26 protein-coding genes and 3 pseudogenes are annotated in these 26,990 nt (G+C 60.1%); 17 read left to right on the top strand and 12 right to left on the bottom strand.

From position 1 onward, the window contains the following. The first annotated feature begins 8 nt into the window (after positions 1-8). Together rdgB and hemW are read left to right on the top strand one after the other, a co-directional pair. Positions 9-644, top strand: coding sequence for an RdgB/HAM1 family non-canonical purine NTP pyrophosphatase (gene rdgB / locus NHAM_RS00750; RefSeq protein ID WP_011508757.1), 636 nt, complete (start codon positions 9-11; stop codon positions 642-644). Beyond that, positions 631-1,791 carry a radical SAM family heme chaperone HemW gene (gene hemW / locus NHAM_RS00745; protein ID WP_011508756.1) on the top strand — a complete coding sequence of 387 codons (1,161 nt, stop codon included), beginning with the start codon at positions 631-633 and terminating at the stop codon, positions 1,789-1,791. Before rdgB ends, hemW begins: the two co-directional genes overlap by 14 nt. Before the next feature lie 15 nt (positions 1,792-1,806). Here hemW and NHAM_RS00740 read toward each other — a convergent pair whose 3' ends face one another. Further along, positions 1,807-3,018: a penicillin-binding protein activator gene (locus NHAM_RS00740; protein ID WP_011508755.1), complete on the bottom strand. Its 1,212-nt coding sequence runs from the start codon at positions 3,016-3,018 to the stop codon at positions 1,807-1,809. Between the two features lie 288 nt (positions 3,019-3,306). Between NHAM_RS00740 and rsmI the strand changes: the two genes are divergently transcribed. The 8 genes and pseudogenes from rsmI to NHAM_RS27865 all read left to right on the top strand — a co-directional run bounded on the left by rsmI (position 3,307) and on the right by NHAM_RS27865 (position 11,044). Next, the gene (rsmI, locus tag NHAM_RS00735; protein WP_011508754.1) at positions 3,307-4,251 is read left to right on the top strand and encodes a 16S rRNA (cytidine(1402)-2'-O)-methyltransferase; all 945 of its coding nucleotides are present in this window, start codon (positions 3,307-3,309) and stop codon (positions 4,249-4,251) included. Then, the gene (locus NHAM_RS00730; protein ID WP_011508753.1) at positions 4,248-4,655 is read left to right on the top strand and encodes a YraN family protein; all 408 of its coding nucleotides are present in this window, start codon (positions 4,248-4,250) and stop codon (positions 4,653-4,655) included. The genes rsmI and NHAM_RS00730 overlap by 4 nt, the downstream gene beginning before the upstream one ends. A gap of 49 nt (positions 4,656-4,704) precedes the next feature. Then, on the top strand, positions 4,705-5,646 hold the full coding sequence (gshB, locus tag NHAM_RS00725) for a glutathione synthase (protein WP_011508752.1): 942 nt from the start codon (positions 4,705-4,707) through the stop codon (positions 5,644-5,646). A gap of 99 nt (positions 5,647-5,745) precedes the next feature. Then, positions 5,746-6,387 (top strand): annotated as a pseudogene (locus NHAM_RS00720) (magnesium chelatase domain-containing protein); the annotation flags it as partial. Between the two features lie 57 nt (positions 6,388-6,444). Then, positions 6,445-8,127 carry a recombinase family protein gene (locus NHAM_RS00715; protein WP_245269966.1) on the top strand — a complete coding sequence of 561 codons (1,683 nt, stop codon included), beginning with the start codon at positions 6,445-6,447 and terminating at the stop codon, positions 8,125-8,127. A gap of 162 nt (positions 8,128-8,289) precedes the next feature. Then, entirely contained in the window at positions 8,290-9,192 is a 903-nt protein-coding gene (locus NHAM_RS27405) for a DUF5677 domain-containing protein (RefSeq protein WP_011508749.1), read from the top strand. Between the two features lie 57 nt (positions 9,193-9,249). Then, positions 9,250-9,837 (top strand): hypothetical protein, encoded by a 588-nt coding sequence (locus NHAM_RS00705; protein ID WP_011508748.1) that lies wholly within the window; start codon positions 9,250-9,252, stop codon positions 9,835-9,837. A gap of 10 nt (positions 9,838-9,847) precedes the next feature. Continuing rightward, complete coding sequence (locus NHAM_RS27865; protein WP_011508747.1) at positions 9,848-11,044, top strand: hypothetical protein; 1,197 nt, start codon at positions 9,848-9,850, stop codon at positions 11,042-11,044. 105 nt (positions 11,045-11,149) lie between these two features. Here NHAM_RS27865 and NHAM_RS26285 read toward each other — a convergent pair whose 3' ends face one another. The 4 genes from NHAM_RS26285 to NHAM_RS26270 all read right to left on the bottom strand — a co-directional run bounded on the left by NHAM_RS26285 (position 11,150) and on the right by NHAM_RS26270 (position 13,583). Further along, entirely contained in the window at positions 11,150-11,470 is a 321-nt protein-coding gene (locus NHAM_RS26285) for a hypothetical protein (protein ID WP_157043489.1), read from the bottom strand. A gap of 459 nt (positions 11,471-11,929) precedes the next feature. Further along, complete coding sequence (locus NHAM_RS26280; RefSeq protein ID WP_157043488.1) at positions 11,930-12,280, bottom strand: hypothetical protein; 351 nt, start codon at positions 12,278-12,280, stop codon at positions 11,930-11,932. Positions 12,281-12,643: 363 nt separating this feature from the next. Then, complete coding sequence (locus NHAM_RS26275) at positions 12,644-12,832, bottom strand: hypothetical protein (RefSeq protein WP_157043487.1); 189 nt, start codon at positions 12,830-12,832, stop codon at positions 12,644-12,646. Positions 12,833-13,415: 583 nt separating this feature from the next. Then, on the bottom strand, positions 13,416-13,583 hold the full coding sequence (locus NHAM_RS26270; RefSeq protein ID WP_157043486.1) for a hypothetical protein: 168 nt from the start codon (positions 13,581-13,583) through the stop codon (positions 13,416-13,418). A gap of 337 nt (positions 13,584-13,920) precedes the next feature. On the opposite strand from NHAM_RS26270, the gene NHAM_RS29175 reads away from it, so the two are divergent. From NHAM_RS29175 to NHAM_RS00670, 5 genes and pseudogenes are all read left to right on the top strand, one after another. Next, positions 13,921-14,283 carry a plasmid mobilization protein gene (locus tag NHAM_RS29175; RefSeq protein ID WP_011508744.1) on the top strand — a complete coding sequence of 121 codons (363 nt, stop codon included), beginning with the start codon at positions 13,921-13,923 and terminating at the stop codon, positions 14,281-14,283. After that, a pseudogene (locus NHAM_RS29170) lies at positions 14,280-14,663 on the top strand (relaxase/mobilization nuclease domain-containing protein); the annotation flags it as partial. The gene NHAM_RS29175 and the pseudogene NHAM_RS29170, both read left to right, overlap by 4 nt. 204 nt (positions 14,664-14,867) lie before the next feature. Next, positions 14,868-16,574, top strand: a complete 1,707-nt coding sequence (locus tag NHAM_RS00680) for an LPD7 domain-containing protein (protein WP_245269964.1) — start codon at positions 14,868-14,870, stop codon at positions 16,572-16,574. After that, positions 16,574-16,912: a hypothetical protein gene (locus tag NHAM_RS00675; protein WP_011508742.1), complete on the top strand. Its 339-nt coding sequence runs from the start codon at positions 16,574-16,576 to the stop codon at positions 16,910-16,912. The genes NHAM_RS00680 and NHAM_RS00675 overlap by 1 nt, the downstream gene beginning before the upstream one ends. Further along, positions 16,909-17,358 (top strand): hypothetical protein, encoded by a 450-nt coding sequence (locus NHAM_RS00670; protein WP_011508741.1) that lies wholly within the window; start codon positions 16,909-16,911, stop codon positions 17,356-17,358. The genes NHAM_RS00675 and NHAM_RS00670 overlap by 4 nt, the downstream gene beginning before the upstream one ends. A gap of 478 nt (positions 17,359-17,836) precedes the next feature. On the opposite strand, the gene NHAM_RS23800 is transcribed toward NHAM_RS00670, so the two are convergent. From NHAM_RS23800 to NHAM_RS00655, 4 genes are all read right to left on the bottom strand, one after another. Next, the gene (locus tag NHAM_RS23800; protein WP_049769272.1) at positions 17,837-18,439 is read right to left on the bottom strand and encodes a hypothetical protein; all 603 of its coding nucleotides are present in this window, start codon (positions 18,437-18,439) and stop codon (positions 17,837-17,839) included. Positions 18,440-18,465: 26 nt separating this feature from the next. After that, entirely contained in the window at positions 18,466-19,092 is a 627-nt protein-coding gene (locus NHAM_RS26265) for a hypothetical protein (RefSeq protein WP_157043485.1), read from the bottom strand. 199 nt (positions 19,093-19,291) lie between these two features. Continuing rightward, entirely contained in the window at positions 19,292-20,323 is a 1,032-nt protein-coding gene (locus NHAM_RS00660; RefSeq protein ID WP_011508717.1) for an IS110 family transposase, read from the bottom strand. 34 nt (positions 20,324-20,357) lie between these two features. Then, complete coding sequence (locus NHAM_RS00655) at positions 20,358-20,939, bottom strand: hypothetical protein (RefSeq protein ID WP_041357514.1); 582 nt, start codon at positions 20,937-20,939, stop codon at positions 20,358-20,360. 310 nt (positions 20,940-21,249) lie between these two features. Between NHAM_RS00655 and NHAM_RS00650 the strand changes: the two are divergent. Together NHAM_RS00650 and NHAM_RS00645 are read left to right on the top strand one after the other, a co-directional pair. Continuing rightward, positions 21,250-22,158 (top strand): annotated as a pseudogene (locus tag NHAM_RS00650) (YifB family Mg chelatase-like AAA ATPase); the annotation flags it as partial. 348 nt (positions 22,159-22,506) lie between these two features. Next, entirely contained in the window at positions 22,507-24,762 is a 2,256-nt protein-coding gene (locus NHAM_RS00645; RefSeq protein WP_041358554.1) for an ATP-binding protein, read from the top strand. Between the two features lie 65 nt (positions 24,763-24,827). Here the strand turns inward: NHAM_RS00645 and coaA are convergent, their stop codons facing one another. The 3 genes from coaA to hisF form a co-directional block, all read right to left on the bottom strand. Beyond that, entirely contained in the window at positions 24,828-25,784 is a 957-nt protein-coding gene (gene coaA, locus NHAM_RS00640; protein WP_011508736.1) for a type I pantothenate kinase, read from the bottom strand. Positions 25,785-25,798: 14 nt separating this feature from the next. After that, positions 25,799-26,122 carry a phosphoribosyl-ATP diphosphatase gene (locus tag NHAM_RS00635; RefSeq protein ID WP_011508735.1) on the bottom strand — a complete coding sequence of 108 codons (324 nt, stop codon included), beginning with the start codon at positions 26,120-26,122 and terminating at the stop codon, positions 25,799-25,801. An 81-nt stretch (positions 26,123-26,203) separates the two neighbouring features. Then, the gene (gene hisF, locus NHAM_RS00630; RefSeq protein WP_011508734.1) at positions 26,204-26,980 is read right to left on the bottom strand and encodes an imidazole glycerol phosphate synthase subunit HisF; all 777 of its coding nucleotides are present in this window, start codon (positions 26,978-26,980) and stop codon (positions 26,204-26,206) included. Positions 26,981-26,990 lie beyond the last annotated feature (10 nt).

Here is a 26,990-nt window from a genome sequence, read left to right as displayed (position 1 = left end):
GATCGGCCATGCATCGTCGAATCGCCGGCAAGCTCGTGATCGCCACCCACAATCCCGGCAAGCTCGCCGAGATGCGCGAGTTGCTCGCGCCGTACGGCATCGAGGCGGTCTCCGCAGGCGAACTCGGTCTCGGCGAGCCTGAGGAAACCGGCGACGATTTCCGCGCCAATGCCACGATCAAGGCCGTCGCCGCAGCCCGGAGCGCAAAGCTTCCAGCCTTTGCCGACGATTCCGGTCTGGTCGTCGATGCGCTCGACGGCGCACCGGGCATCTACTCCGCGCGCTGGGCCGGCGAGACCAAGGATTTTTCCGCAGCGATGACCCGGATCGAGCGGCTGTTGCAGGAGCGCGGCGCGACGACTGCGGAGAAGCGCAAGGCTCACTTCGTCTCGGCGCTGTGCGTCGCGTGGCCGGACGGCCATCTCGAGGAAGTCGAAGCGCGCGTGCACGGCACGCTGGTCTGGCCGCCGCGCGGCACGGCCGGGTTTGGCTATGATCCGGCGTTCCAGCCGGACGGGCACACGCGCACCTTCGGCGAGATGACCAGCATTGAGAAGCACGGGCTTCCACCGCGCGGCCTTGGCCTGTCGCATCGCGCCCGAGCGTTCGTGAAGCTGGCGGAGATGTCTCTTGACCAGCGCTGATCCGACCACTGCGTTCGGCGTCTACGTGCACTGGCCGTTTTGCCTGTCGAAATGCCCGTATTGCGATTTCAACAGTCATGTGCGCCACGCGCCGATCGATGAAGAGCGCTTTGTTCGCGCCTTCACACGCGAAATCGAGACCACCGCCGCCCGCTCGCCCGGCCGCGAAGTGTCCTCGATTTTCCTCGGCGGCGGTACGCCGTCATTAATGCAGCCGCAGACCGTCGGCGCCATCCTCGAGGCGATCGGAAAGAATTGGCGCGTCGCCGATAACGCCGAGATCACGCTGGAGGCTAATCCGACCAGCGTCGAGGCCACCCGGTTCCGCGGCTATCGCGCTGCGGGCGTCAATCGCGTCTCGCTCGGCGTGCAGGCGCTCGACGACGCTTCGCTAAAGGCACTTGGACGCCTGCACACCGCGCGCGAGGCGCTGGATGCGGTGGCGATCGCGCGCTCGGTCTTTGATCGTTATTCCTTCGATCTGATCTACGCGCGCCCCGATCAGACGCCGGCGATGTGGAGCGAGGAATTGCAGCGCGCGATCTCCGAAGCCGCAGAGCATCTGTCGCTCTATCAATTGACCATCGAACAAGGTACGCCGTTTTTCGGCCTGCACGCGGCCGGCAAACTCAAGACACCCGATGAGGCGATCTCGCGCGCTTTGTATGACGTCACGCAGGAGATCTGCGCGCGTCATGGCTTGCCCGCCTACGAGATTTCGAATCACGCGCGGCCCGGCGCGGAATGCCGGCACAACCTGGTTTACTGGCGCGGCCAGGAATATGCAGGCATCGGCCCCGGGGCACACGGTCGCCTCGACATCGACGGCGACAGGCATGCCATCGCCACCGAAAAGCGGCCCGAGGCCTGGCTCATGCGGGTCGAGGCTATTGGTAACGGGATCGTCGCCGACGATCTCCTGAATAGCGAAGAGCGTGCCGACGAGTTCCTGCTGATGGGACTGCGCTTGCGCGAGGGCATTGATCCGCAGCGCTATGCGGCACTGTCGGGCCGGCTCCTCGATCCGCGACGAATCGCAATCCTGCGCGAGGAAGGCGCGATCGCGATCAGCCCCGATGGCCGCTTGCGGGTCACGCAGGATGGCTTTCCCGTCCTTGACGCCGTGGTGGCTGATCTCGCCGCCTGATGTCGCGGCTGCATATCAGGCGCCGAAACTCTTTGGCGAGCCGGCGATCGGCTCGCCGCCGCCCGATGCGACACGCATGACGGCAAGGCCGCGCTGGTTGGTGCCGTCGGAACGGAATCGAAACAACCCGTCGATGCCGGCGAAGCCCGACGGATTGGTCAGCGTCTCCGCCGCGAAGCGCTGCGCACCCTGGGTTCGCGCAAGAGCCGCCACCAGTGCGACGGCATCATAAGCAAGGGTTGCCGTGCGCACCGGCTCACCGCCGTATTTGGCACGGTAGCGGCCTGCGAAGCTGCGGAAGCCGGAGGGGTCGGGAGCGGCATAGAGACCGCCTTGCAGCGCCGCGCTGGCGAATACGCGAGGATTGTCCCACAGCCCCGTTCCAAGAAGCTGGACATTGCGCAGATTGGCACCTGCCGCCGTGAGCGCGTCGGCAACCGAAACCACCGCATCGCCGTCATCGGCGATGAGCAGCGCATCAGCCGAGCGAAGCGACTGCGCCACCTTCCGCGCCGCGCCGGCACGATCGGCGCCATATTTCTCGAATGCGACGATGCGCCCGCCGCGCCGGCCGACCGTCTGCTTGAAGGCGGCTTCAACGACATTGCCATAGGCATTTTCGGGCACCATCGCGGCAAACGAGCGTTTTCCCGTGCTCACGGCATATTCGACGATCCGGTTCACGTCCGATTCAGGGAGAAAGCTCAGAAGATAGACGCCCCGGCCCGCAACGCTCGAATCGGTCGAGAACGCGATTACCGAAGTGCCGCGCGTCCGGGCCGCCTGAGCGACCGCCGGAACCGACGCTGCGAACAACGGACCGAGAATGACTTCTGCGCCTTCGTCAAGGGCCTGTTGCGCTCCCTGCTGCGCGCCTTGCGCCGAGCCGGCATCGTCCTTGATCAGCAGCTGGATGTTCGGGTTCTGAAACTCCGACAGTGCCATTTCAGCCGCATTCTTCATCGACTGCGCCGCAATGCTCGCATTGCCTGCAGCCGACAGCGGGAGAACCAGTCCGACCTTGACCTGGCCCGTTCCGATGGTAACGGCCTGCTGAGCCGGCCCGGACGGCGCCGGCTGCGAGGAAGAACCGGTCAGCGTTTGCTGGATACCCGAGCAGGCACCGAGCAAGGGCGCTCCAACGACAAAACCCAACACCGCTCGACGGGTCGCGCCCGGACGCTCAGGTTTCGGTTTGAACGGGTCCGTCATTCTTATCCTTGCCATGGACTCATCCGATGGGTCCCGAGCGTAATCTCCGAAGGGAATCAGGCATAGCGCTGACGAATAGTTAACCGAACAAAAGGATTGTGTCCGCCTCGACTTTAGCACCGTCCCCATCCTTGGGGGCCATGGAACCGGCTGACATCGCGCTGCAAAAACGTAAAGCAGGGTTCCCTTTTGCGCAATTCCGGCTTTGATGAGATCAAAGTACCACTCCAGCCTTTGTTTGACGTGTTTTCTTGACGCGAACCGGTACCCACTTCGCTCGAAAACGCTATAGAGTATCGCGGTATGCGCGCAAAATCCGCCTCTCTGAAACCGGACACCGAAACTCCCGGCATCCGAACCTTTTCCATCGCGGGTCATCAACTGGTTGCCCCCAGGGCCATGCCGGGTCTTCATCTGGTCGCCACGCCGATCGGCAACCTCGGTGACATCACCCTGCGCGCGTTGGAGACGCTTGCCGGCGTCGATATCATTGCCTGCGAGGACACCCGCATCACCCGTCGCCTGACCGACCGCTTCTCGATCACGGGTGTGCTCAAGCCTTACCACGACCATAACGCTTCGACGGCCCGGCCTAAGATCCTGGAGCAACTGGCGCAGGGCGCCTCCATCGCACTGGTCTCCGATGCCGGAACGCCTTTGATTTCCGATCCCGGCTTCAAGCTGGTGCGCGAGGTCTGCGCCGCCGGTCATCAGGTGATCGCGCTGCCGGGGCCATCGTCCGTGCTGGCCGCGCTCGCGGTGGCCGCGCTGCCGACGGACCGGTTTTTCTTTGAGGGATTTTTGCCCTCGAAGGAAACGGCGCGCCGCACACGCCTTGCCGAACTCGCGCAAATCGATGCCACGCTGGTCATGTTCGAGTCCGGCAACCGCATCCGAGACTCCTTGCGCGATCTCGCAGCCATCCTCGGAAATCGCGACGCCGCGATCTGCCGCGAACTGACGAAGCTGCACGAGGATATCCGCCGCGCGACCCTTGTGGAGCTCGCGCAAACCGCCGCGATGCTGGAAACGCGGGGCGAGTTTGTGCTGGTGGTCGGGCCACCCCCGGCAGGTGCAGGCATGATGTCATCCGCTGATCTGGATAATCTGCTGCTGGCCTCGCTTAAGGAAAACAGCGTAAAAGACAGTGTCGCTCGCGCGGTCGAAATCTCTTGCCGCCCGCGACGCGAAGTCTATGCCCGCGCACTTGAGCTCGCCGGACAAAATCGGGCCAAGGACGACAAATGACAGCGGGTAAAGGAGCCCCCCGGGGAGACGCAAGGATAGCGGCGCCCGAACGCGTCGCAGCCTTCCGCACCGGTCTTTCGGCAGAAAGCCGCGCCGCCGCCTATCTGATCGCCAAAGGCTATCGCATTCTGGCACGCCGGTTCCGCACCCCTCACGGCGAGATCGATATCGTGGCACGGCGGCGCCAGCTTCTCGCCTTCGTCGAAGTCAAGGCTCGCCGCAGCCTCGACGAGGCCGCCTATGCGGTGACGCCGCGACAACAGCAACGGATCATAGGCGCCGCCCAGGTCTGGCTGATGACGCATCCCGAGCATGCGGCTTTCGAGCTTCGTTTCGACGCTATGCTGATTGCGCCGCGACGTCTGCCGCGCCATCTGTTAGGTGCATTCGACGCCAGCACATAGCGCGAGGCGTTCAGGTGTCTTCGACTGAAATCAACCCCGGACAAGCACGATGAAATTGAAAATCGCCGTTCAGATGGACCCCATCGCGCGCATCAACGTCCGCGGCGATTCGACGTTTGCGCTCCTGCTGGAGGCGCAACGACGCGGCCACGCAGTCTCGTATTATACACCGGACAAGCTATCCCTGCGCGGCAAGGACCTGGTCGCGCCGGCTCAGTCGCTGACCGTGCGCGATCAGGACGGCGATCATTTTACGCTCGGCGAAGCAACGCGCGCGTATCTGGAATCCTTTGACGTCGTGTTGTTGCGGCAAGACCCGCCGTTCGATCTGGCCTACATCACGACGACCCACTTGCTCGAGCGCATTCATCCGAAGACGCTGGTGGTCAACGACCCCGCGAGCGTGCGAGATGCGCCGGAAAAGCTGTTCGTGATGGACTTTCCCGAGCTGATGCCGCCGACCCTGATTTCGCGCGATCTCGATGAGATCAGTTCGTTTCGTGCCGAGCACGGCGCGGTCGTGATGAAACCGCTGCATGGCTACGGCGGAGCCGCGGTCTTTCGCGTGATGCCCCAGGACATGAATTTCGGATCGCTGTTCGACATGTTCTCGGTGACGTTTCGCGAGCCGTGGGTGATCCAGCGCTTCCTGCCCGAGGTGAAACACGGCGACAAACGCATCATCCTCGTCGACGGCGAATTCGCCGGCGCCGTCAATCGCGTACCGGCCGCGGACGATCTGCGCTCCAACATGGTCCGTGGCGGCGCTGCGCAAGCAACCGACCTGACGCCCCGCGAGCGCGAGATTTGTGAGCGCATCGGTCCGGCGCTGCGCGAGCGCGGGCTGTTGTTTGTCGGCATCGACGTCATCGACGGCAATCTCACCGAGATCAACGTCACCTCGCCCACCGGTATCCGGGCGATCGCCGCCTTTGGAGGTCCGGACGTCGCCGCGAAAATCTGGGACCGGATCGAGGCGAAACGGTCGTAGCGGCCCCCAGCCGATGAAAATCCCGCGATTCCTGTTCCCTTAATGTTCTTGTGCTCGGGAAAGTTGTAAGTTAGTTTCGCTATGGCAGAGGGGGCGGCCATGGTTCAGCGAGTATCCACCGTCGCATTTGAGGGCATCGAGGGGCGCGTCGTCGACGTGCAGGTGCAGGTTGCGCCGGGTCTGCCCGCCTTCAACATCGTCGGCTTGCCGGACAAGGCGGTTTCCGAAGCCCGGGAGCGGGTGCGGGCCGCCCTGATCGCTTCAGGTCTTGCGCTGCCGGCCAGACGAATCACCGTCAACCTGGCGCCGGCGGACCTGCCTAAGGAAGGCAGTCACTACGACCTCCCGATTGCGCTCGGCCTGATGGCGGCGATCGGCGCCATTCCCTCCGACGCCTTGTCCGGATTTTCGGTGCTCGGCGAACTGGGCCTGGACGGTTCGATCGCGGCCGTCGCCGGCGTTCTTCCCGCCGCGATTAGCGCGAATGCGCGCGACGAGGGACTGATTTGCCCCGCCGCCTGCGGAGCGGAGGCGGCCTGGGCGAGCCCGGACATCCAGATCGTCGCCGCATGTTCGCTTATCCAGATCGCAAATCATTTCAAAGGGACTCAGGTTCTCTCCCGGCCGCAACCGCGGATTCATGAGCCGCAGGGAGCCCTTCTCGATCTCCGCGATATCAAGGGACAGGAGAGCGCCAAGCGTGCGCTCGAGATCGCCGCCGCCGGCGGGCATCATTTGCTGAGGTGATGCTACATTAACTTCTCCCGATTATCCGGTGAGGGGTTGAGGTGGCAGAAATTGAAAAAAGTTTACAGCTACATACGTTTTTCGACGCCTGAGCAGGCCAAGGGCGACAGCTTACGACGTCAGATCGACAACGCTCGCCAATGGTGCAGTGAACGCGGTTTGGTCATGGACGAATCCCTGCGTGACCTCGGCATTTCTGCCTACACGGGGACCAATCGGACGACGGGTGCGCTCCGCTCTTTCCTTGATCTCGTTGAGTCCGGAAAGATTCCTAAGGGCTCAATCTTGTTGGTCGAATCGCTGGATCGATTGAGCCGCGAAGCGGTCATTGATGCTGCCTCACGGCTTTTCGATTTGATCCGATCGGGCATCACGATCGTGACCCTTGTCGACGGCCAGGAATATAGCGCCGAGCGTCTTAATAATGATTGGTCACCTCTCATCGTTTCCATCGCTGTTATGGCCCGTGCGCACGAGGAATCTCGCACCAAAGGAAAGCGGGTCGGGGAGGCGTGGGCAAAGAAGAAACAGGCGGCGCGTGAGGAAGGCCGACCGCTGACGCGGCGGTGTCCCGCGTGGATTCAAATCGCCAATAAAAAATATGAAGTCATTCCGGAAAAGGCGCAGATCGTTCAGCGCATCTTTCGGATGGCTATCGAAGGCCATGGCAGCCGAACGATTCTCAAGGCCCTCAACTCCGACGGCATCCCCACCTTCATGGTTTCGAAGAAAAAGCAAAATAACGGCTGGCAGACGTCAAGCCTGCGACGTCTTCTGACGTCACGGACGGTCCTTGGCGAATATCAACCCCATGTCGGACGACACTGGGCCCGAAAACCCGAAGGCGACCCCGTCAAAGGTTTCTACCCTGCCATCATAGATGAAGCCACGTTCTGGCGCGCGCAATCCGCAATGGAGAGCCGTCGCGGACGGGGCGGGCGGAAGGGCGAAGGCGTCGCCCACTTGCTTCAAGGTCTGGCGAAATGCGGCGACTGCGGAAGCGCGATGCACATCATCAATAAGGGACCGCTTCCGAAGGGCGGGACCTATTTCGAATGTTCGGCCGCACGGCGCAAGTTCGAATGCTCCAACACCGAGCGATGGCGTGTCGACAGGATCGAGGCCCGGTTGTTGAAGGCTTTGACGTACATCGACGTCGACGCCGTTGTGTTCGGTGAGCAGCGCGACGAGGTGTCGGACAAAGTCGACATTTTGCAGGCCAAACTTGCAGATGCCGAGCAACGCCGAAAACGATTGATCGTCCTCGTTGAAAGCGGCGACGATGCCGCCGCCGAGCGTTTCCAGACCGTTGCGGCTGAGGTCAAACACATCAAGGGCGAGCTTACAAAGGCCACAAAGGAAGCCGCGAAAACAGCGGCAGACCCCGGCGTCAAAGCCGCACTGATAAATGCAATCGACCTTTCACAATTGATGACGGTCGTTGCTGATCGAACCCGTTACGAGTATCGCGTGAGGCTGGCGCACCAGATGCGAAAGCTCGTGCAGATCGTGGAATTTCACTCGCAGGAAGGTGCGACCGCCCGTCTTATCCCGCAACTGAATTTGCCACCCGGACGGGTCCCTTGGGCCGCTTATGGTTTTGAAACCCGATCATGGCTGATCTGGCTCAACAGCGACGATGTTCACGGCCTCGATTTCTTTGCTCCCGATCCGGAAATGATCGCGCAAGACACGCCAGCGCCGAACTTCGAACTTCGCGGACGTCGAGGCTGAAGGCCGAGCCGGACGCTATCGAGAACGCCCCTGCGAGGTGCCGTGAGCCCCCTGGAGGGGGCGGAGGCAAAACCCATTCATCCGGGGTGATGCGACTGCTATCCCGGAATGATAGATCCGATGGCGCTGGCGATCCGTCCGGTAGAATTATAGGATCGCCGCATGGCTGAGGAAAATGAAGCCCAAGCGCATCGTGCGCAGCTTTCCGAACATCACCGACTGGGCAGGAATCTGTTGCATGCTCAGACGCGTGCGATTGATGCGCTCATCCATGAACTTCATGCGCTCGACAGCGCCCGTGAGAACGAAGCAATCCGCGTGCCGCTTCTCATGCTTCAGGCGGTGGGCGTCTCAGTCCACAGCGTGCTCACGCTCACCCATCAACGCGACATGAGCATACGCGACTGCTTCGGCATAGCTAGATCAGCAGTCGAGACGGCGGTCAACGCGGCATTTATAGCGGTCTCAGGCGAACCGATGGCCAAAAGGGCAGTCCGACACATGCGCCAGAAAAGGTGGCGTGACCTCCGTCGCCAAGGACGTGTGGGCAAACATAACATTACGGTTTCGCGTGACATCGGCATCGAGATGGATCATCTGCCCGGGGTAAGAGAAGCCCTTGAGGAATTTACGAATAAGCGCGGTGAAGAGGTAAGATCCTGGACACCAGAGAATCTCGAGAGTCGCATCACCGTCATCTCAAACCGACACGGGCGTGCTGGTCTGTGCCTTGGGGCAGCATCCTTCTCCGTCTACCGACCGGCCTCCGAGCTCCTTCACGGCACCTATTACGGTGTGAATCTCTTTTGGCAGGGCAGTCGCGATGTTCCGGCGCGCGGGCAGGAGGAGTTTGACGAACTGTGGGTGACCGAGCATTTTGTCACCCTCCTGACCGCCTTGTTCTTCGCCGCGAGTGGTGCAATCGATGCCATCTCCGCCGTTCATATGCTCGCGGGCCATTCAGAACGACAAGATGATTTGTCGCGACAGCTGTCCGTACTTGTCGAAGAAATGGGTAAAAACGATCAAGATGATGAGCACGACTTCTGTACTGCGGAACTGTAACGCCTCGCGCCATCACCTCGTTGCCCCACCCGAACAACCCAAAACGAAAGCAAAAAATTGATCTATGAATATTCGGCGCAGAACCACGATTGGGATTTGACACTTCATGCCGCCGCCGAACTGATCAAGGCGGGCTTGATTGCAGACAAAAAGCCCAGAACTGGTACCCTATCGATGGGTTTTTCCTTCTTCACCGGAGGCATGGTTCTATCTTTCGCGGCGATCGAGAGCTTTTCGGCATCGGTCGCCTTCTCGATGCGGTCACACGAACGCTTCTCAGGATTCGACTTCCAACGTTATCGCAATGCACGGCGTTTCTGGGACAAGATGGAAATGCTGATGTCTGTGGCTGGCATTGAGATCGATAAGGGTAACGGCCTGTTCCAGTATATCGGGCAGATGCAAGAATGGCGCAATCTAGTGACACACGCATCGCCTTATGAAATCGAACCCACCGAAATCGATAATACGACGAGTGCTCCTGGCAAGTTACATGAGAAAAAATGGCGTCTTGAATACACGCGAATGGCTGACGCTGAGAACGCCAAGAAGTTCTATGGGACCGCTCTTAACTTTATCAATCTGGTCACAGAGCAGACCGGCATCGACCCGCGCGCATCAGCCAAATTTAGGCCAATGGCATAGATAACTTCCCATGCCGCATAAACTACACACCGAGCTTCCCTCTGAACTAGAACCCGTTCGCGAGGCTGCCTGCCGTGCCCTTGGTTCCGTGAAGCCGGCAACGGCAAGTACTCCAGCCGACAAAGATTTCCTTTTCGACGCCAAGCGGACTAACGCAGGCCGAAAATTGCCAGCCCAGCATCTGGTTTACTTCGTTTTGGTCGATCTTCTCGGCTATCGCGATTTAGGGAGATCTGAGAAACTGGCGTGGTCGATCCCGATCGATTTCAACGGACGCGCCTTTCTGATCGAGCACAGGAAATTTGGCGTCGGCGTCTTTGCGGCGGACCTCGACAGGGACGAGGCTGACGCACAGCAAATCGTCAATCACATCCACAAAGCTGTGAAAGCAGCGCGACCTTTCTTCGACTGGCTTGCCGCGAGGGCAATCGATGAATCCGCTATCAATGTGACCAACAAGAGCGCCTCGCTTTTTGACCGATTTGTATTCTTACGCGACGGCTATCACCTGAAAGCGGACGATGCCGAAGCCCGTAAAGACGAACGAATTGTCAAAACGGGTAAGTCAATAGATGGCGGGGAGTGGCAGACATTTTCCTTCCCTGCTTCTCGGCTTCGCACTGAGGCAAAATGGCTCGGCCTTGCTGCTATCGAGGCGTTCTTTAGTTGGACAGAACATGTCCTTATTCACGTCGGCATCCTGCGTGGTGTGTTAACGAGCGCAAATGAAGTTACGAGTGCCGCGGAAGCTAACTGGTCGACGAAGTTCAAACTGGCTTTCGACCTGGCGGACGAACATTCGAAAAAACTTTATGACGAGCTTCTCGTCGTGCGCAAAGAATTACGAAATTTTGCTGCACACGGCTCATTTGGAAAACTAGGAGAAGCGTTCCACTTTCACTCTTCCGCAGGCGCAGTACCTGTGTTGCTGCCAGACCCGATAGGGAGTCGTAAATTTACTCTCGGAGAACCCAGCCCTTACGACCTGCAACATGCGCTGCGGACGATCGAGAAATTCATCGTGCATCTGTGGGAAGGGCCTCGCGCTCCCGCCAGAATTTACATTCAAGAATATGAACTCCCGCTCATTCTGACAATGACGCACGACGGCACCTATCGAAGCGCGATGACCTCAATCGAGGAAATGACGTTGTTCGCCGACCACCTTTCCGGCCAAATCGACAGGGCCGGCGATATGGATTGGTAGGCTTCGCGGAATAGCAACAGAGTCTGAAAATATTGGTTTTCGCGATCATTCCGGAACACGACGATCATTACTTGATGGTTGCCATTCTCTTTCGGCGGATTTTTATCACGCAGCCGATCTTCCCGGAATTTTTCTTTCCTTATTTTGTCGCCGTTTTTCCGCGTTGAGACTACGGACGTCTCGTCGCGCGTTGCGCCGCGCGCCGATTGCTCTGACCATAAAAAGATAACCCCGGGTCTTCGCGGTCATCAGCCGCTCGCCGGGGTCATCTACGGAGCAATTCAGATGGTGGCGCCAGCCCTCGCATGTGTCAACGACAAGCCCGCAAAAACGTCTCTCCCGCGATTCCGTTTCGTCGACAACACGGAACGCCGTGCGTTCGGTCCCGCCGAACACATCCGCGCGGTTCATCCGCCGAATGCCCAAGGTACTCGCCTCCGCCGTGGGTTCGTGGTGTGGGGGCAAAAGGGGCGATGGACTGACGAAAAGGGGCGCGAGCGCGCATGGAAGACATGGTCCGATCCTGTTGGCGGGAATGCCGAGTGTGCGGCAGAAAAATTCATCGAGAACGGCAAGCATCGAACGGCGGACGATTTGTATTTCTCGATGCAGGCGTTCAAGCGGCCCAATTGCCGTAAGATTTGGAATCTTGCGGCAATCGGCTGTGCCTATGTCGATATTGATTACAAGGAAACACGGTGGAAAGGACGAGACCCGCGCGCGGTTCTAACCGCAGTCCTATTCGCCCTCGACGATGCCAGGATGCCGCCGCCTTGCTTCGTGATGGATTCCGGGAGTGGCTTGCATCTTGTCTGGCCTCATAACCTCGTGACGCCGAAGGCCCTTCCACGCTGGAATCTCATGCAGGATCGGATCGTGGAAACGTTAAAGCTGTTTGGCGCCGATCCCGCCGCGAAAGACGCGGCGCGAGTGCTGCGGCTTTCCGGAAGCTGGAATCCGAACGCGACCAGAAAGGACCCAGCGCGCGGCCTGGTTCATCTGATCTGGATTCAGGGTGATGAACTGGCAAAACCATATCGATACGATTTTGATGAGCTTGCCGACGAAATCTTGCCAATGACGAGAGCCGAAATCGTGTCCCTCCGCGCCGAGCGGGCGAAACGTCGGGCAGAATCGAAACCAAAGTCCCGGAAAGGCCGAAAGCCGGCCGCCCGACGCGACTCTGCAAGCTACGCCGAAGCCGTGCTCGAAGATCTTCATCGCCTGCGGCAGCACCGATACCGCTCTACGAGCGGACGTCTTCCAGCCGGACAGCGCGACAACTGGTTGTTCTGCGCCGCCATGGCGTTGTCGTGGATCACGCCGGCGCCTGCCTTGCAAAGGCAGATCGAGGCGATCGCCGAACAGGTTTCAAGCTGGCGCGGACGCGAAGCCCGGTCCCGGATGGGATCGATCATCAAGCGTGCGCAGGATGCGGCGGCTGGCAAGACGATTGAGTTCGACGGCAAGGAAGTCGACCCGCGTTATCGGATGAAAGCCGAAACAATCATCAAGTGGCTGGCGATCGAGGAAGCCGAGATGCGCGCGGCCGGCTTGCGCGTTTTGTTGAGCCCGGATGTGAGGCGCGAGCGGAAAACACTAGATGCGCGGGATCGCCGCAAAACGAACGGCGCGACGTCGCATGATGACAAGCGCACTACGCGCATCGAACTCGGCAAGCGCGCGACGTGGATGCACGTCCGGAGCGGGCTTACATATGCCGAGATCGCCGCCGAACTCGGAGTCTCGAAAGCAACGATCGGTAAGGCGATCGATGAGGCTCACCATGCATCCTTGCCGACGAGCGAAAACGCCTCAGGAATAAGGAGGGCCGCGATTCGTGCTGTATATGGTGGTATAACCCCCCCGAAGGGGGGTTTACCCGTACCGAGGGGTACGGGGTGCTTGCACCCCGCTCGGACAGAACCAGAAAAACAACCTACCACCTCCGGAGGTGGCACAGCCCCTCCACGCAAGAGGACCACCGCTGCCTCAGGCGGCGGAACGGGCGCGAAAGCGCGCAAGTCCGCGCAACGGTCTCAGGCGGGGCAACGAACGGGGGGAATGCGGAAGGTGGCATCAACATCCGCCCGGCACGGTCAGAGCGACGAGAGGCACGTTCCAGACGTTTCTATGGCCATTACGAATTGGGTGCCGCCTCGCTTCCTGCGACGAACTGGATGACGTCAACAACCGCGCAGCTGACCGCGACACGTCGCCGCGGATCAACGCTTGCGACTTTATCGAGTCCTTGGCGTCAAAGGATTGAATCCTTGCCGACGTCAAACGAGTCCCTTCGTCCTACTTTGCAGGCGTTTTCATCATTCCGGGAAGACCTGGACATTGCGCCATGACTTCGTTTTTGTTGCCGTCATCGCAAGTGAAAAATAGGAAATTGCAGATGCGAATTGATGACCTTCGCTTTGAATATAAGCCCGACATCTTCGGGTTCATTGCAGATCATTGCGGAATCGATCTCGTAATTCAGCCGCTCCGAGGCGGGTTCGCGGTTGAGATCGTGGACGGCATCGGCGTCCATCCGCTTGGTTCGTTTCCATCAGAGCGATGGGCGAAGGTCGCCGCCCTGAAAGCCGCCGAGAAAGTTTCCGGAAGGATCGATGGCAGCCGAAATGGCTAATAGTTGACACTATGTCGGGGATTCTCGTGGCCTTCGCGACGGATTGTCGTGTCATTCCCCGACGAATTCGCCAGATCGATCATGACACCCGTCGGCTTGTTTGAAGCCGCCGGCCGCCGCAGCCTTCTTGGGTAAGCTTGGGTAAGCCAGCAATGTGGGGTGCTACCGCAACCCCACGCTGGCGAAGGGGGCAAGCCCCCTGTCGAACCCCCAAGGGAAGCGCATAACGGATTGATCGGTGTCCGGAACGGAGAAGCGGCAGAAAACCACGACGACGACGCTCCGGCTGACGCCGGACGAGCGTGCTGCCGTCGTGGCGGCTGCCGCCGCCCAAGGTCTCGGGCCGTCATCGTTCGCCCGCGTCGTCACGCTCCGAGCGGCAGGCCGTGAGGCCGTGCCGTTCCGGAAACAGCGTGACGTCTTGACGGCTGCCGTCGCGCCGCTCCTGGGCGAAGCCGGCCGCATCGGATCAAACGTCAACCAGATGGCCAGGCATGCCCACATCGGCGGCCGCGTCGATCCTGCGGCGCTCGATGCGCTCCGGATCGAGGTGGAGGCGTTGACCCGTGCTGTGATGGCTTTGCGGGAGACCGCAGCATGATTATCACGACGGTCCGCCATGGTCGAACGAAGCGCGACACCAAGAACCTGCTCGCCCATCTCCGGAAGGAGATCGGCCAGACGTCGCGCGTCGTGAAGATCGGCAACGTGGCGTTGTCGAACGCCGACGACGTCGCGGTCTACATGGAGATGATGCGCGACGGATCCTTTGCCGACGTCGCGATGCACCACATCGCGATCTCTCCGGTGAAGCGCATGTCTCCGGAACAGATCGACGATGCCGTCCGCCGCATCCTCGTGGCCTTCGGCGCCGAGGATCATCCTTATGTGCTGTTCGAGCATGATGGAAAGGCACGGTCGGCAAAGGCGGTCGACCAGCATTTCCACGTCATGCTCGGTCACATCGGGCCGGACGGAAAGGCCCTCGATGACAGCGGCTCGTTCCGGAAGCTGGAAGCCGTCGCACGGTCGATCGAGGTCGACATCGGCGAGGACCTGACGCATTCCCGCAGGACCGCTGCGGTCGCCGCGGAATTGCGGGCGATGGGTCGAGATGACGTCGCCGACGCCTTGCAGGTTCCGGCGGAATTGCCGCGTGCGGCAATGTCGTCGACGACGCGCGCGATGGCTGCGCGTGCAGGCGTCGATCTCCCGGAAACACAGGCAGCGGTCCGCGCCGCCTGGACGGCTGCGGACAACGCCGTCGCTTTCCGATCGGCCCTTGCCGAACAAAGACTCGAGGTCCGCCCCGGAAAGAAAGCGGGCGTGTTCGTCGTCGCCGCCGGCGACGTCGAGATCGGCGCTCTTGATCGGATCGTCAGGATGAAACGCGGCGAGGTCGCCGCTCGAATGGAGAAAAATGAAAATGTCAGACCAGCAGAAGCCGCGAGGAAAGCCGAAGAACCCCGGCGAAGCGATTTACTTCGCAGCCCTGGACGCCAGAGAATTCTCGGAGAATCTTCAGCCCTTATTGCAGCTGCTCGACGATCCCGAGAACCAGGGGTCGAGTCCGATCGACGAGTTGAAGGGGGTTTTGACAGCCGTAATCGAGATTTTGGCCCATCAAAATCAAGCCCTCGCGCGCATCGAAACCATGTGCGCGAAAATCTCGACGTCGCCCGACTCCGCCGGGCCGACTTCCGCGCATTGAAGGCAGCGGCGGAAGCCATTGCAAGCGGACGTCCCGACCGCTCCTTGCATCGCCGCGTTGCAGAACGAGCCGCCGTCGCATCTTTCCGGTCTATCGACTTCGCAGACGTCGGGCCAATTGCGATGAAAATGGCCGCCGGCAGAATTCCGGATCAAAGTGATCTTGAAACGTTGAAGGAGGTTCGTATGAAGCTCTTGAAACCTGCTAGATCGCTCGATCTCAAAACCCGTTTGCTCGCGGACATTGCGCCGCGTGGTTTTGACGTCACTCAATTCAGCAACGACCTTCATATGGTGAAGGTCCCCAGCCCTGGCCGCGCGACAGCACGAGTGATGACGAGGGACGGTGGTTGGCTTGAATTCGACGTCAGAACCCGAAAGCCTATCCGGACATGGGGCAACACCGGCCGCGCTTCCGTCCTCGCACAGGCGCTTGCAAGACATCTTGGGACCGAAGTGCAGCACTTGGCGAAAACCGCTTCAGTTGGCGCAAACGCCGAGGCCCTTCACGTCGTAAAACTCAGCGAGGATAAGATTAAATCGCTAACGATGTGGTGGGCGGCCCGTGGTTATGTGGCCGTCCCGGCCAGCGACGGCTGCTGGGTCGACGCCGGACATGCGCGCATCCGCGATACCGGTGCCGAACTGGAAATTCATGGCGGCGTCACGGACGAAGCCGTCAACGCCGTTTTATTGAAAGCCCGTGACGCCTGGAAGGGCAACATTACGCTGGATGGTCACTGGACCCAAGCGGAGCAAGATCGGCTTTGGATCGCCGCGCAGCGGCAAGGAATCACGGTTGAGAATTGCCGACCGTCGCAGATGATCCAGACCGCTTGGCGTCGCGAGCAAGATGCCGGTGCGAAAAGCGTCAAAACAATTTCCGCCGTCAGGACAGAAATGGTGGACGCGCAAGACCTGCTCGCGGGAGCGATGGGCGACCGAAATGCAATCATTCGATTGCGCGGCAATCTGCAAGCATTTCTTGCGATCTATCTCGACGATGACCAGAGAAAAGAGCTTTCCGGAAGGACCGTTGCAGACGTCATCCCTCAACTGAATCGATTCCGCCAGATCGGCACCGCCGAGCTTGAAGCGTGGGAGAAACAGACCGGCCGCAAATTCACGCCGCCGAAGCCGGACGCCGAAAAGCGCGCCGACGAAAACAGATTGGAGATGTGATGATTTCGAAAGAAAAGGATTCTCAGGCGTCATTTGAGATGATCGCAAACGACTTGATCAACGTCGGGCGCCTTCGCTTTCAAGCGGAAGAAATGATGGCTTTGATGGATCGTCAACACGATGCCGCCAAAGACATGGGCTACTGGAGAGCGATGCGATATTTTGATCGTCGCGGCACGCAAATGTTTTACGTTGTCGAGTATCTCAATCGATGCCGGGCGCAAGCGGAGAAATGGGCTTTTGGGCAAAGCGATACTTTTGATGTCGAGGAGGCGCTCGACGATCTCAATTCTTTCGCATTTCCATTTCCCGAGGAAGATGATGAGTACGACTTATGACCGTCGCCCCGCACATCCTGCGCCGTTACGTCATCGACCGCGCTTCCGGAAGATCGCAACGGCATGAATGGGCTTTCTACGCGCCGGATATCGACGCGTGGATTCGAACCGATGAGACATCTGCCCGCCGTCACGAGCATCACAAGCGCATCCGCGTTGACGGTCGCCCATGGTGCGATGTCCTTGGCCATCGAGCCGACGTCCGCGACGACGAAGCGTTGCAAATTTTCTTCATGACGATGATCGATCCGGAAGACTGGCACCGTCTTGAGATCGCCGTCCGCAACCGTCCCAAGCGATGCCTACGTGAGTGGCGGGCATCCGGGAAACGGATCATGGCAGCCGTTGCCCCCGAAACGGCTGCGCCTGTTCCGGACACGCTGGGACCATTGGATGGGTGGCCCTCCGAACGCGGATCGGGCCAACGCAGCCTTTTGCCGCGATGATCGGCGAGGGCTTTTCAGCCGTGGGCAATCATCCACCCCAGACCAAAACCCCCCTCTAGAATCGCGTTTAAACCTGTACAATTTTGGGACACTTCGCGCGAAAGCCCGAAAATCGTTGCGTGGGCACCGCGATCGTTATTCCGGGGGATGGCTGCGGGCGATGACGTCGGCCGGGGTTTCCCGCCGCTTCTCCCCCAAACGATTCTCCGGACGGCACAGGCTGGGCCACGGGTCCCAGCCTTGGACGCCTCGCGGCGTCCACCATCCTCCCGAATAGTTTGTGGGCCCCGCGCGGCGGTGACGTCCGGAACGCGCGCGTGTCCCCTCCGCTGACCTATCGGTCGCGGTCCCGCCCCTGCGGGGACGGGACGGGGCGCAAGCGTATGCGCGCGTTCCCGACGTCAACCTCGGCCTATTCCAAATCTTGGTTCGGCGTTTGGCGGACGAATTGTCACCTCAATGACAGCGACTGCGTAATCTACCGTTGCCGCCACATCACTTTAGACTTCAGGTTCTGCCAGATGCCGAGGAAAGCGACTTCACTATCGGGCGCAATGGTCTTGTTCGAACGCTGTAAACCAAAGAAAATCCCGTTGGCTGGATTCGATGGCAATAAGGAATGACTATGTTCGGTGAGCTGAATGAAGCTTCCGTCTTGCCTTTCGACGCCCAACGTTCTGCTGGCATCATACCGATCAGATGATGCGTAGATATCCAAGCCTTCGGTGAAGGAATCGGAATCGTTGGCAATACCCACTCTCGTTCCGTACGCATACGCAATAAATTTTTCATTTCGGCACAGCCAGATCAAGAATTCTCTACGCTGAACATGGTCTAAAGGCAGGTCGGCTAGAATAATTACCGCTTGCCTGCCGTTGCTCGACACACCAGTGAAAGCTCGGGGAAGAGTGCCCTTAGGCGCAAGCGCCCTGTACCATTCCGAAAATTCATTCAACAAAATAAGGGCCAGATCATTCTGAGCGTCCGCTGGAATAGAAGTGCCCCTTTCTAACGCTACCGCTCGACCTCGGAGCCATGGCAACCATCCGAACAACACTAAGAGAAGGCCCCGGCGTTTCATCAGATGTCCTGTTTTCAAAAAAACGACTAATCGAGAAACCAATTTTTGCTCGCATACTTCAGACCGATATGCGGGCGTTCCCAGTACTGGGAAAACCAAATCCATCCGCGATCTACTGTTCTAGTGGGGATATATGCGAAATACGGACCTGTCCAAGCTGGATTGTCTCGCTGGAATCGTTCGGCATCCGAAAGTTCGTTACCAGAGATTTCACCTGAAGCAATTTTCCGACGTCTTTCAGACAATTCTTTTTCTCTCTTCGCGCGACCCGGATCTCTCTCGTTCCACCATTTCTCATTCTTTGTCTTGAGAGCATCGTGGCTCCAGTGCCATTCCCTCCACACCGATTTGCCATCAGGTGAGAGAACCTCCACAGAATTAACCGGGGTGGGAAGACTACTCAAAGCCTCCCCCAACAACCAATCAACTGCTTCAGACTGCGTCGCAAATTCTCTTGTCTCTGAGGGAGCGACAGTTAGGGACATGCCCTTAGGAATCACCCCAACAATTTTCGCGATGAACATTGCTTTCGGCGCTTTCGGTTTGGCATCTGTCGTCTGAGTGTGCTGAAGCTCCGCGTTCTGGCGCATATGTGGAACGGCCCGGTTAGCAAGGTATTCGTCGCATAAATCGCCGTCGGACGGTGCAGTCATATGTCCGGCCTAATTGGCGCGGTCCTTAACCGCTGGCCACGATGAGATCCGCGATACCGATCGCCTAATCAAATTCACGCGCTCGAAGGCGCAGTGCGTCAGACGGTCTGGTCGGCATCGAGGTATCGTCCCTCAGGTTCATCATGCTTTGGCACCTTGCCGCTTGATCCCAGCGCGAGACGCCGGAATTCCTTTTGTTCTATGCCCTCGTCATGATCGCGGGTGCTTGGTACGTGCCGCCTTTGACGAGAAGCGCCCAAATCGTGCGGGCGATCTTGTTGGCCAGCGCGACGGCTACGACCTTATATGGTCGCCGTGCCATCAGCGAGATGATCCACGAGGGCAGCTTTACGCCTCTGCGAGCTTGCTTCAGGATCGATGTCGCGCCAACGATCAGCAGCGTGCGCAACTGTTTATTTCCCTGTTTTGATATTCGGCCAAGCCGCTCCTTGCCGCCGCTGGAGTTAGCTCGCGGAGTAATTCCGATCCAGGCAGCAAGATCGCGGCCCGTTTTGAATACCGTGGGATCCTGAATTGTGGCTCGGACTGTCGCGGCGATGATCGGTCCGACGCCTGGGATGCTGGTCAGTCGCCAGGCGGTCTCATCTGCCTTCACTGTCGCGATGATCTTCGTATCGAGTTTCTCGATACGTGCCGTCAGCATCTCGATTTGCTCGGCCATCTCGAGGAGCGCTGCCCGAGCCGCGACTGGGAGACGCGTGTCCTCTGCGTCCCGCAGGACCAGGATGAGCTTCGCGATACTGGTCATGCCCGCGGCGGCGATGATGCCGAGCTCAGCCATATGAGCACGCATTGCATTCGCCGTCTGGCTCCGCTGACGGACGAATAGTTCACGGGTCCTCAGCACCATGCAGGCTGCCTGTTCGGCGGGGGTCTTGATGGGCACGAAGCGCATGGTGGGCCGCGATACTGCTTCGCAAATCGCCTCGGCATCAGCAGCGTCGGTCTTGCTTCGCTTGACGTAGGCCTTCACGTAGGTCGGCGGCATCATCCTGACCGTATGCCCGAGTTGCCCAATGGCATTCGCCCAGTAGTGCGAGCTTGCACACGCCTCGATCCCGACAAGGCACGGGTCGATAGCGCGGAAGAAGTCCAGCACCTGCGATCGCCGCAAGGCTCGGCGGACGACGATACTCCCGTCGTCGGCAATGCCGTGGACCTGAAATACCGACTTGGCCAAGTCTAAGCCGATCGTGATAATCTTCTCCATGGGAACGGTTCCTTTTGTTTCGTGGCGGTTCGCATCACCACGATAAGCACCTTCGGTGCCGCTTCGAAGGGCCGTTCCACACCATCAATATCTGATTCAATACGGCACGTTGTTGAAGAGTTTGGATCGTTTCATCATAGAGTCGCTGAAACGTGTCATCATTTGGAAGTAAAAAATTGACCAACGATTCCTGCTCGTCTTGGAGCGAGAACACCAGATCACGACCTGCCCGTAGCGTAGCAATGCAGGCGGATACATCGTTACGGCCGCCATATTTTGCGATGATGGCCATGCCGTCTTCATCCCCACTTGGAGCCGCCAAAACGTCAAACTCACCTCCGTGCGATTCAGCGCGCGTCATGAAACCCATGATAAAGTTTGCTTCATGTTGGAGCCGAAAGGGGCGTAAATAAAATCGTAGCTTTCGATCGAGGCTGACATTTTCGCCGTCCGGAAGCATGGTCATTTCGAGTACGCACACGATGGTGAGCGTTGCAATGCCGCCCGCAGAATCGATGTTCGGAAAGGAATAGGTGCGGCGGATATCTTGCTTGGCCGGACCAGCAAACTCGCCATCTTTGTCGTCCGTTTTCCAGTCTGTCCAAGAAACCGACATCTTGCATACCCAGGTCTGAGAACACGAAATTCGGCGCCGCATACCCCTGCGACGAGCGCAATTTTGAGAATCGTAATGCTATACTCTACCAACACCCAACCGCCGAAACTTTCACTGGAAGACGCGCGGAGAATTGCCCCGTCTGAGCTCCGTTTGTCTCCTCCGCCGACCTATCGGTCGCGGTCCCGCCCCTGCGGCGACGGGACGGGGAACATGCTTATGCGCGCGTTTCCTTCGTCAACCCGCAGCCTGTCGCCTACGTTTCGTAAGTGTCTGTTTTTGTTGCAATATTCTTTTGAAATTAATGTAGCATCACTTGCTGATGATCGGCTCCCCCGGCAGCGGCAAATCGATGCTCGCAGCGCGCCTGCCCTCGATCCTTCCACCGCTGTCGCCGGCCGAACTGCTGGAAGTGTCGATGATCGCCTCCGTGGCCGGCGAAATCGACGGCGGGGCGCTCACCTCGCGCCGGCCGTTTCGCGCGCCGCATCATTCCGCCAGCATGGCGGCGCTGACGGGCGGGGGCACGCGCGCCAAGCCCGGTGAAATCTCGCTGGCGCATAACGGCGTGCTGTTTCTCGACGAATTGCCGGAGTTCGATCCGCGGGTTCTCGATTCGCTCCGGCAGCCGCTTGAGAACGGCGAGATCGCGGTCTCCCGTGCCAACCATCGCGTCACCTATCCCGCGCGTTTCATGCTGGTGGCGGCGATGAATCCATGCCGCTGCGGCCACGCCTACGAACCCGGCTATGCCTGCAAACGCGGCCGCAATGACCGCTGCACAGCAGATTACCAGACACGCATTTCCGGACCTCTCATGGATCGAATCGATCTGCGAATCGAGGTGCCGGCCGTCACCGCCTCCGACCTTATTCTGCCGCCCTCGTCGGAAGGGTCGTCCGAAGTCGGCGCCCGTGTTGCCGCGGCACGCGACATCCAGGCGGAGCGCTATGCCGCGCTCGGACTCCCGAATGTCCGCACCAACGCCGAGGCCCCGGCCGCCGCGCTGGAAGACATCGCGCAGCCGGATGCACAGGGGCTGAAGCTGCTCCGCGACGCCGCGGAAAGCATGCGCCTGTCGGCGCGCGGCTATCACCGGGTGCTCCGCGTCGCCCGCACGCTCGCGGACCTCGACGGCGCTGACAAGATCGGCCGGTTGCACCTCGCTGAAGCTCTCTCCTATCGCGCGCTCGCGGACGACATCAAACGCGCCGCCTGATCGCGGCTTGCTTCCATGACGCTGGTCGTCAACCCGAGGGTAACGACTTCTCTTTAGACTTTGCCAACCATAAGCCGCGTGACGCGGGCGAGAATATTCGCGATCGAGGACGCGGCCGCGCTTGTCGTGGATGCGCACCGCACGCCGATCCGCCTCGCGGCAGCGTGTCTGTGCTCCTTAAGACATCGTTAACCCTGTTCGCAGCAGACAAGATTTGGCCTCGGTCCTCAAGCACTTCGCAATGTCGTCCCCCCATGCTGACGGGCGCGATGCGCACGCTCTTGCCGGCGGCATTCCGCCCTCCGGCAGAAAAATGCTGAGCGCGAGACGAACTCGGGGTGGTCGATGATGGCGCGATTGTTCTGGATCAGGGCCCGTCTGCGCCGATTGATCCGACGACATCCCCGGCTGCATCTAGCTTTTCGGACCGTCACGACTTTCTCGATCGCGTTCGGGGGCGCCTACGGCTTCGTTTCCGGAAGCAGAAGTGCCGATTACGACCCGAACGCCTTTGCAATCGGCGTGAGCTTCCTGTTCGCGCTGGCGTGTGTCGCGTTAGCGATCCTGAGCATGCGCTTGCGCTGGATGCGCAGAAAGCTTCGCAAGATCTCCCTTCACAATGAAACGCTCGCGGACCGGAATTGGGAGTTGAAGGAAGCGGAGGAACGAGCACGTAGCCTCTTCGAATCGCAAGACGATCTGATCGTTCTGCGCAACGCGGACGGTCTTATCACCTCGGTCAACGACGCATATTGTGTTCTGGCTCAGCGATCGCGGGCGGATTTGCTCGGCAGCCGGTTCGCGCTCCCCGTTCTTGAGCAGGGTGAGAGCGCGATTGAATCGAACGGCACGCGCATCCACGATCAACGCGTCGAAACCGCGCTCGGTCCGCGCTGGATTGCGTGGCGCGAAGGCCTCGTGCGGATCGACGCCAACCATCCGGCGGAACTGCAATGCGTCGGCCGCGATGTCACCAACCGAACCGAGACCGAGTACGCGCTCGGTGAAGCACGAGATCACGCGAACGCGGCCAACCGGGCCAAATCGCGCTTCCTGGCGATGACCTCGCACGAGATTCGTACGCCGCTGAACGGCATTATCGGCATGAGCGGATTGTTGCTCGACACCTCGCTCACACCCGAACAGACGACATACGTCAAGGCGGTCAAGGCGTCCGGCGACGCACTGCTGTCGCTGATCGAGGAATTGCTCGACTATTCCAGGATCGAAGCCGGCAAGATCGACCTTGAAAGCCGTCCTTTCATCCTGTCCGACCTGATCGAGGACATTACCGAACTGCTGGCGCCGCGTGCGCAGGCGCGGCAACTCGAAATCGCCGCCTATATCGACGAGCAGTTGCCGATCGAGGTGATCGGAGACGCCACACGATTGCGCCAGATCCTGCTCAATCTTGCGGGAAATGCCATCAAGTTTACGCCGTCCGGCGGCGTCGCGCTGATCGTCGAGCCCGGTACCGAGCCGGGAACCATCCGTTTCATGGTTCAGGACACTGGCATCGGCATTACGCCGGACGCGCAGGCGCGGGTTTTCCGTGAGTTCGAACAAGCCGACGAACAAATAGCGCGCAACTACGGCGGAACGGGATTGGGATTGAGTATCAGCGATCGCATCGTCAAGCGGATGGGCGGACGCATCACGCTCGAGAGCAAACCGGGTGCCGGTTCGACATTCGAGGTGTCGATACCCCTCCCCGCTCACGACAGCCCACCTGAGCGAAAGCGCTTCTCCACGCCGGATCTGACAGGACACCCGATCATGCTGGTGGCCCCCCAAACCATCGAGGCGTCGCTGCTTGCCCGGCGGCTGGAGCGATGGGGCGCCGAGACCTGCACGATATCGGACATCGCTGTTGCCCACGCCCTGCTTCCGGGGCGGCCGTGGCACACCGTGCTCGTCGATCATGCCATGGGCGCGGAGGATGTCTGGCGGCTCGGTCAGACCGCATGCCGGCACGCGGCGCGGCGGATCGTCATGGTCACGCCGTCGACTCGGCATGACCTTCAGACCCCCGGCGCGGGGGCGTTTACCGGCTACCTGGTCAAGCCTCTGCGAACCGCGTCGATCGCGGCGCGATTGGCGGCGACGGCCGACGGCCCGACCGCGCTCCGGGCAACCGAAGGCCGGCATGATTGCAATACTCTCGAAGAGTCCGAGGCGCCGACCACGGCGCCCACGCAAAGCCTTTCGATCCTCGTGGCGGAGGACAATGAGATCAACGCGTTATTGATACGCTCGCTCCTGACCCGCCTTGGACACGACGTGATCCTCGCCGCAAACGGCGAGAAAGCACTTGAATCATGGGTCGCCGCCGGAACAGCGGGTGCGCCCTACGATCTCGTTTTGATGGACGTGCAGATGCCTAAACTCGACGGCGTCGAGACCACCAAGAGAATTCGCGAACGGGAAGCCGGCCAGCGCGGCAGCCGCACGACCATTCTGGCGCTGACGGCCAACGCGCTGCTTGACGATCGTTCTGCCTGCTTCGAGGCCGGCATGGATGGCTTTCTCGTTAAACCGCTCGATCGGGACAAACTGGCCGACGCGCTTGCGGGATTGATGGCGGCCCGTCACATCCCGGCCTGAGCGGATCGGCGCGTGCGGGCCCCACGATGAGCCGTTGAGGTCCGCATTAACGCAATAAGAACCTTTTAAAGCCGCCTTAGCGCGACCTGCTCGACGACATGGTCGGCTCCCTTTTTGAGAATCAGCGTCGCCCGCGGCCGTGTCGGCAGGATGTTGTCCTCGAGATTCGCGCGGTTGGTGCGTTCCCAGATTGCGATGGCCGTTGCGGTCGCCTCGTCGTCCGACAGCAGCGCGTAGCGGTGAAAGTAGGATCGCGGGTCGTGGAAGGCCGTATCCCGCAGGGCGAGGAAGCGCTTCACGTACCAGTCGCGCAGCACCGGTTCTTCGGCGTCGAGATAGACCGAGAAGTCGAAGAAGTCGGAAACAACCGGAACGGCCCTGCCGTCGCGCGGCAGCCGACCGGTCTGCAAAACGTTGACGCCTTCGACAATCAGGATATCGGGTTGACTGACCTCGATCCAGCTCTTGGGCACGATGTCATAGGTCAGATGCGAGTAAACCGGCGCGCGCACCGGCGCGCGGCCCGCCTTGATGTCGCTGAGAAACGCCAGCAGCATCGGCAGTTTGTAACTCTCCGGAAAACCTTTTTTCTGCATCAAGCCATGTCGCTCAAGCACCGCGTTCGGAAACAGAAAGCCGTCGGTGGTGATGAGATCGACCTTGGGGCCTGGAGACCACCGTGCGAGCAGCGCCTGCAGCACGCGGGCCGTGGTCGATTTTCCGACCGCAACGGAGCCGGCCACGCCGATGATATACGGCACCTTGCGATCCTGGATACCGAGAAACCTTCGCTGGGCGACAAAGAGCCGCTGCATCGACGCCACATAGATCGAGAGCAGTCTGGATAAAGGCAAATAAATCTCTTCGACCTCAGTGAGATCGAGGCGATCATGCATCGACCGCAATGCCGCGATTTCGTCCGCAGCCAGCGTCATCGGCATGTCGTCGCGTAACTTCGCCCACTCGGAACGGGAGAAAATCCGGTACGGATTATATTGCTGCTGTTCGGCTCGCAAATCCATCAAGCTCGCCCCGGCTACTCGCGATTGCGTGCAGCTTTCTCTTCGAGTCCCGACATCGTCGTGCGCTGCGCCAGGGCAAATTCGATATCCTCGAATGTCACGCCCCTAGCCTTCAACAGCACGAGGAAGTGAAACATCAGATCGGCGCCCTCGGCGATCAGATGATGCCGGTCATTCTCGATCGCTGCGATCACCGTCTCGACGGCTTCCTCGCCAAACTTCTTGGCGCAATGCCCGGAGCCCTTGTCGAGCAGCTTTCGCGTGTAGGACGCATCGCCGCCGGACGCAGCCCGAGCGTCGATGGTGGCGGCAAGATCATGGATCGTGAAACGCGGCATGCTACTGGTCTCGTCTTCCCGCTGGCCACACCTGTGAGCGCGATAAGTCCGAAGACTTACCACTTCCGCGATCGGGAGTCGTCAGGGATCGAGCCGCATCGGCAACCCGGCGCGGGCCATGTGGTCCTTGGCTTGGCGAATGGTAAATTCCCCGAAATGAAAGATCGATGCGGCGAGAACCGCCGTGGCATGGCCTTCGCGAATCCCGTCGACCAGGTGATCGAGATTGCCGACACCGCCGGACGCGATCACCGGCACGGAAACACTGTCGGCCACCAGCCGGGTCAGCGGCAGATCAAAACCCTGGCGGGTGCCGTCGCGATCCATCGAGGTCAGCAGGATTTCGCCGGCGCCGAGCGACACCACCTCCTGGGCATAGTCGATCGCATCGATGCCGGTGGATTTGCGGCCGCCATGGGTGAAGATTTCCCAGCGGTCCGAGCCGCCGGCCCTCGACACCCGCTTGGCGTCGATCGCGACCACGATGCACTGGTCGCCGAACTTTTCCGCGGCCTCCTTGACGAACTCACGCCGGCTGACCGCTGCGCTGTTGATCGAGACCTTGTCCGCACCGGAGCGAAGCAAGGTGCGGATGTCATCGATGGTGCGGACGCCGCCGCCCACGGTCACCGGCATGAAGCAGGCCTCCGCCGTGCGTCGGACCACATCGAGCATGATGCCACGATTTTCGTGCGTCGCGGTGATGTCAAGAAAGGTGAGCTCGTCGGCGCCGGCAGCATCGTATGCGACCGCCGCTTCCACCGGGTCGCCGGCATCGCGCAAGTCCACGAAGTTGACGCCCTTGACGACCCGGCCATCCTTTACATCAAGACAGGGTATGACACGGACCTTGAACATCGCGTCCCAA

This window comes from Nitrobacter hamburgensis X14, from assembly GCF_000013885.1.
GTDB lineage: Bacteria > Pseudomonadota > Alphaproteobacteria > Rhizobiales > Xanthobacteraceae > Nitrobacter > Nitrobacter hamburgensis.
This window is presented reverse-complemented; position numbering and strand designations above follow the sequence as displayed.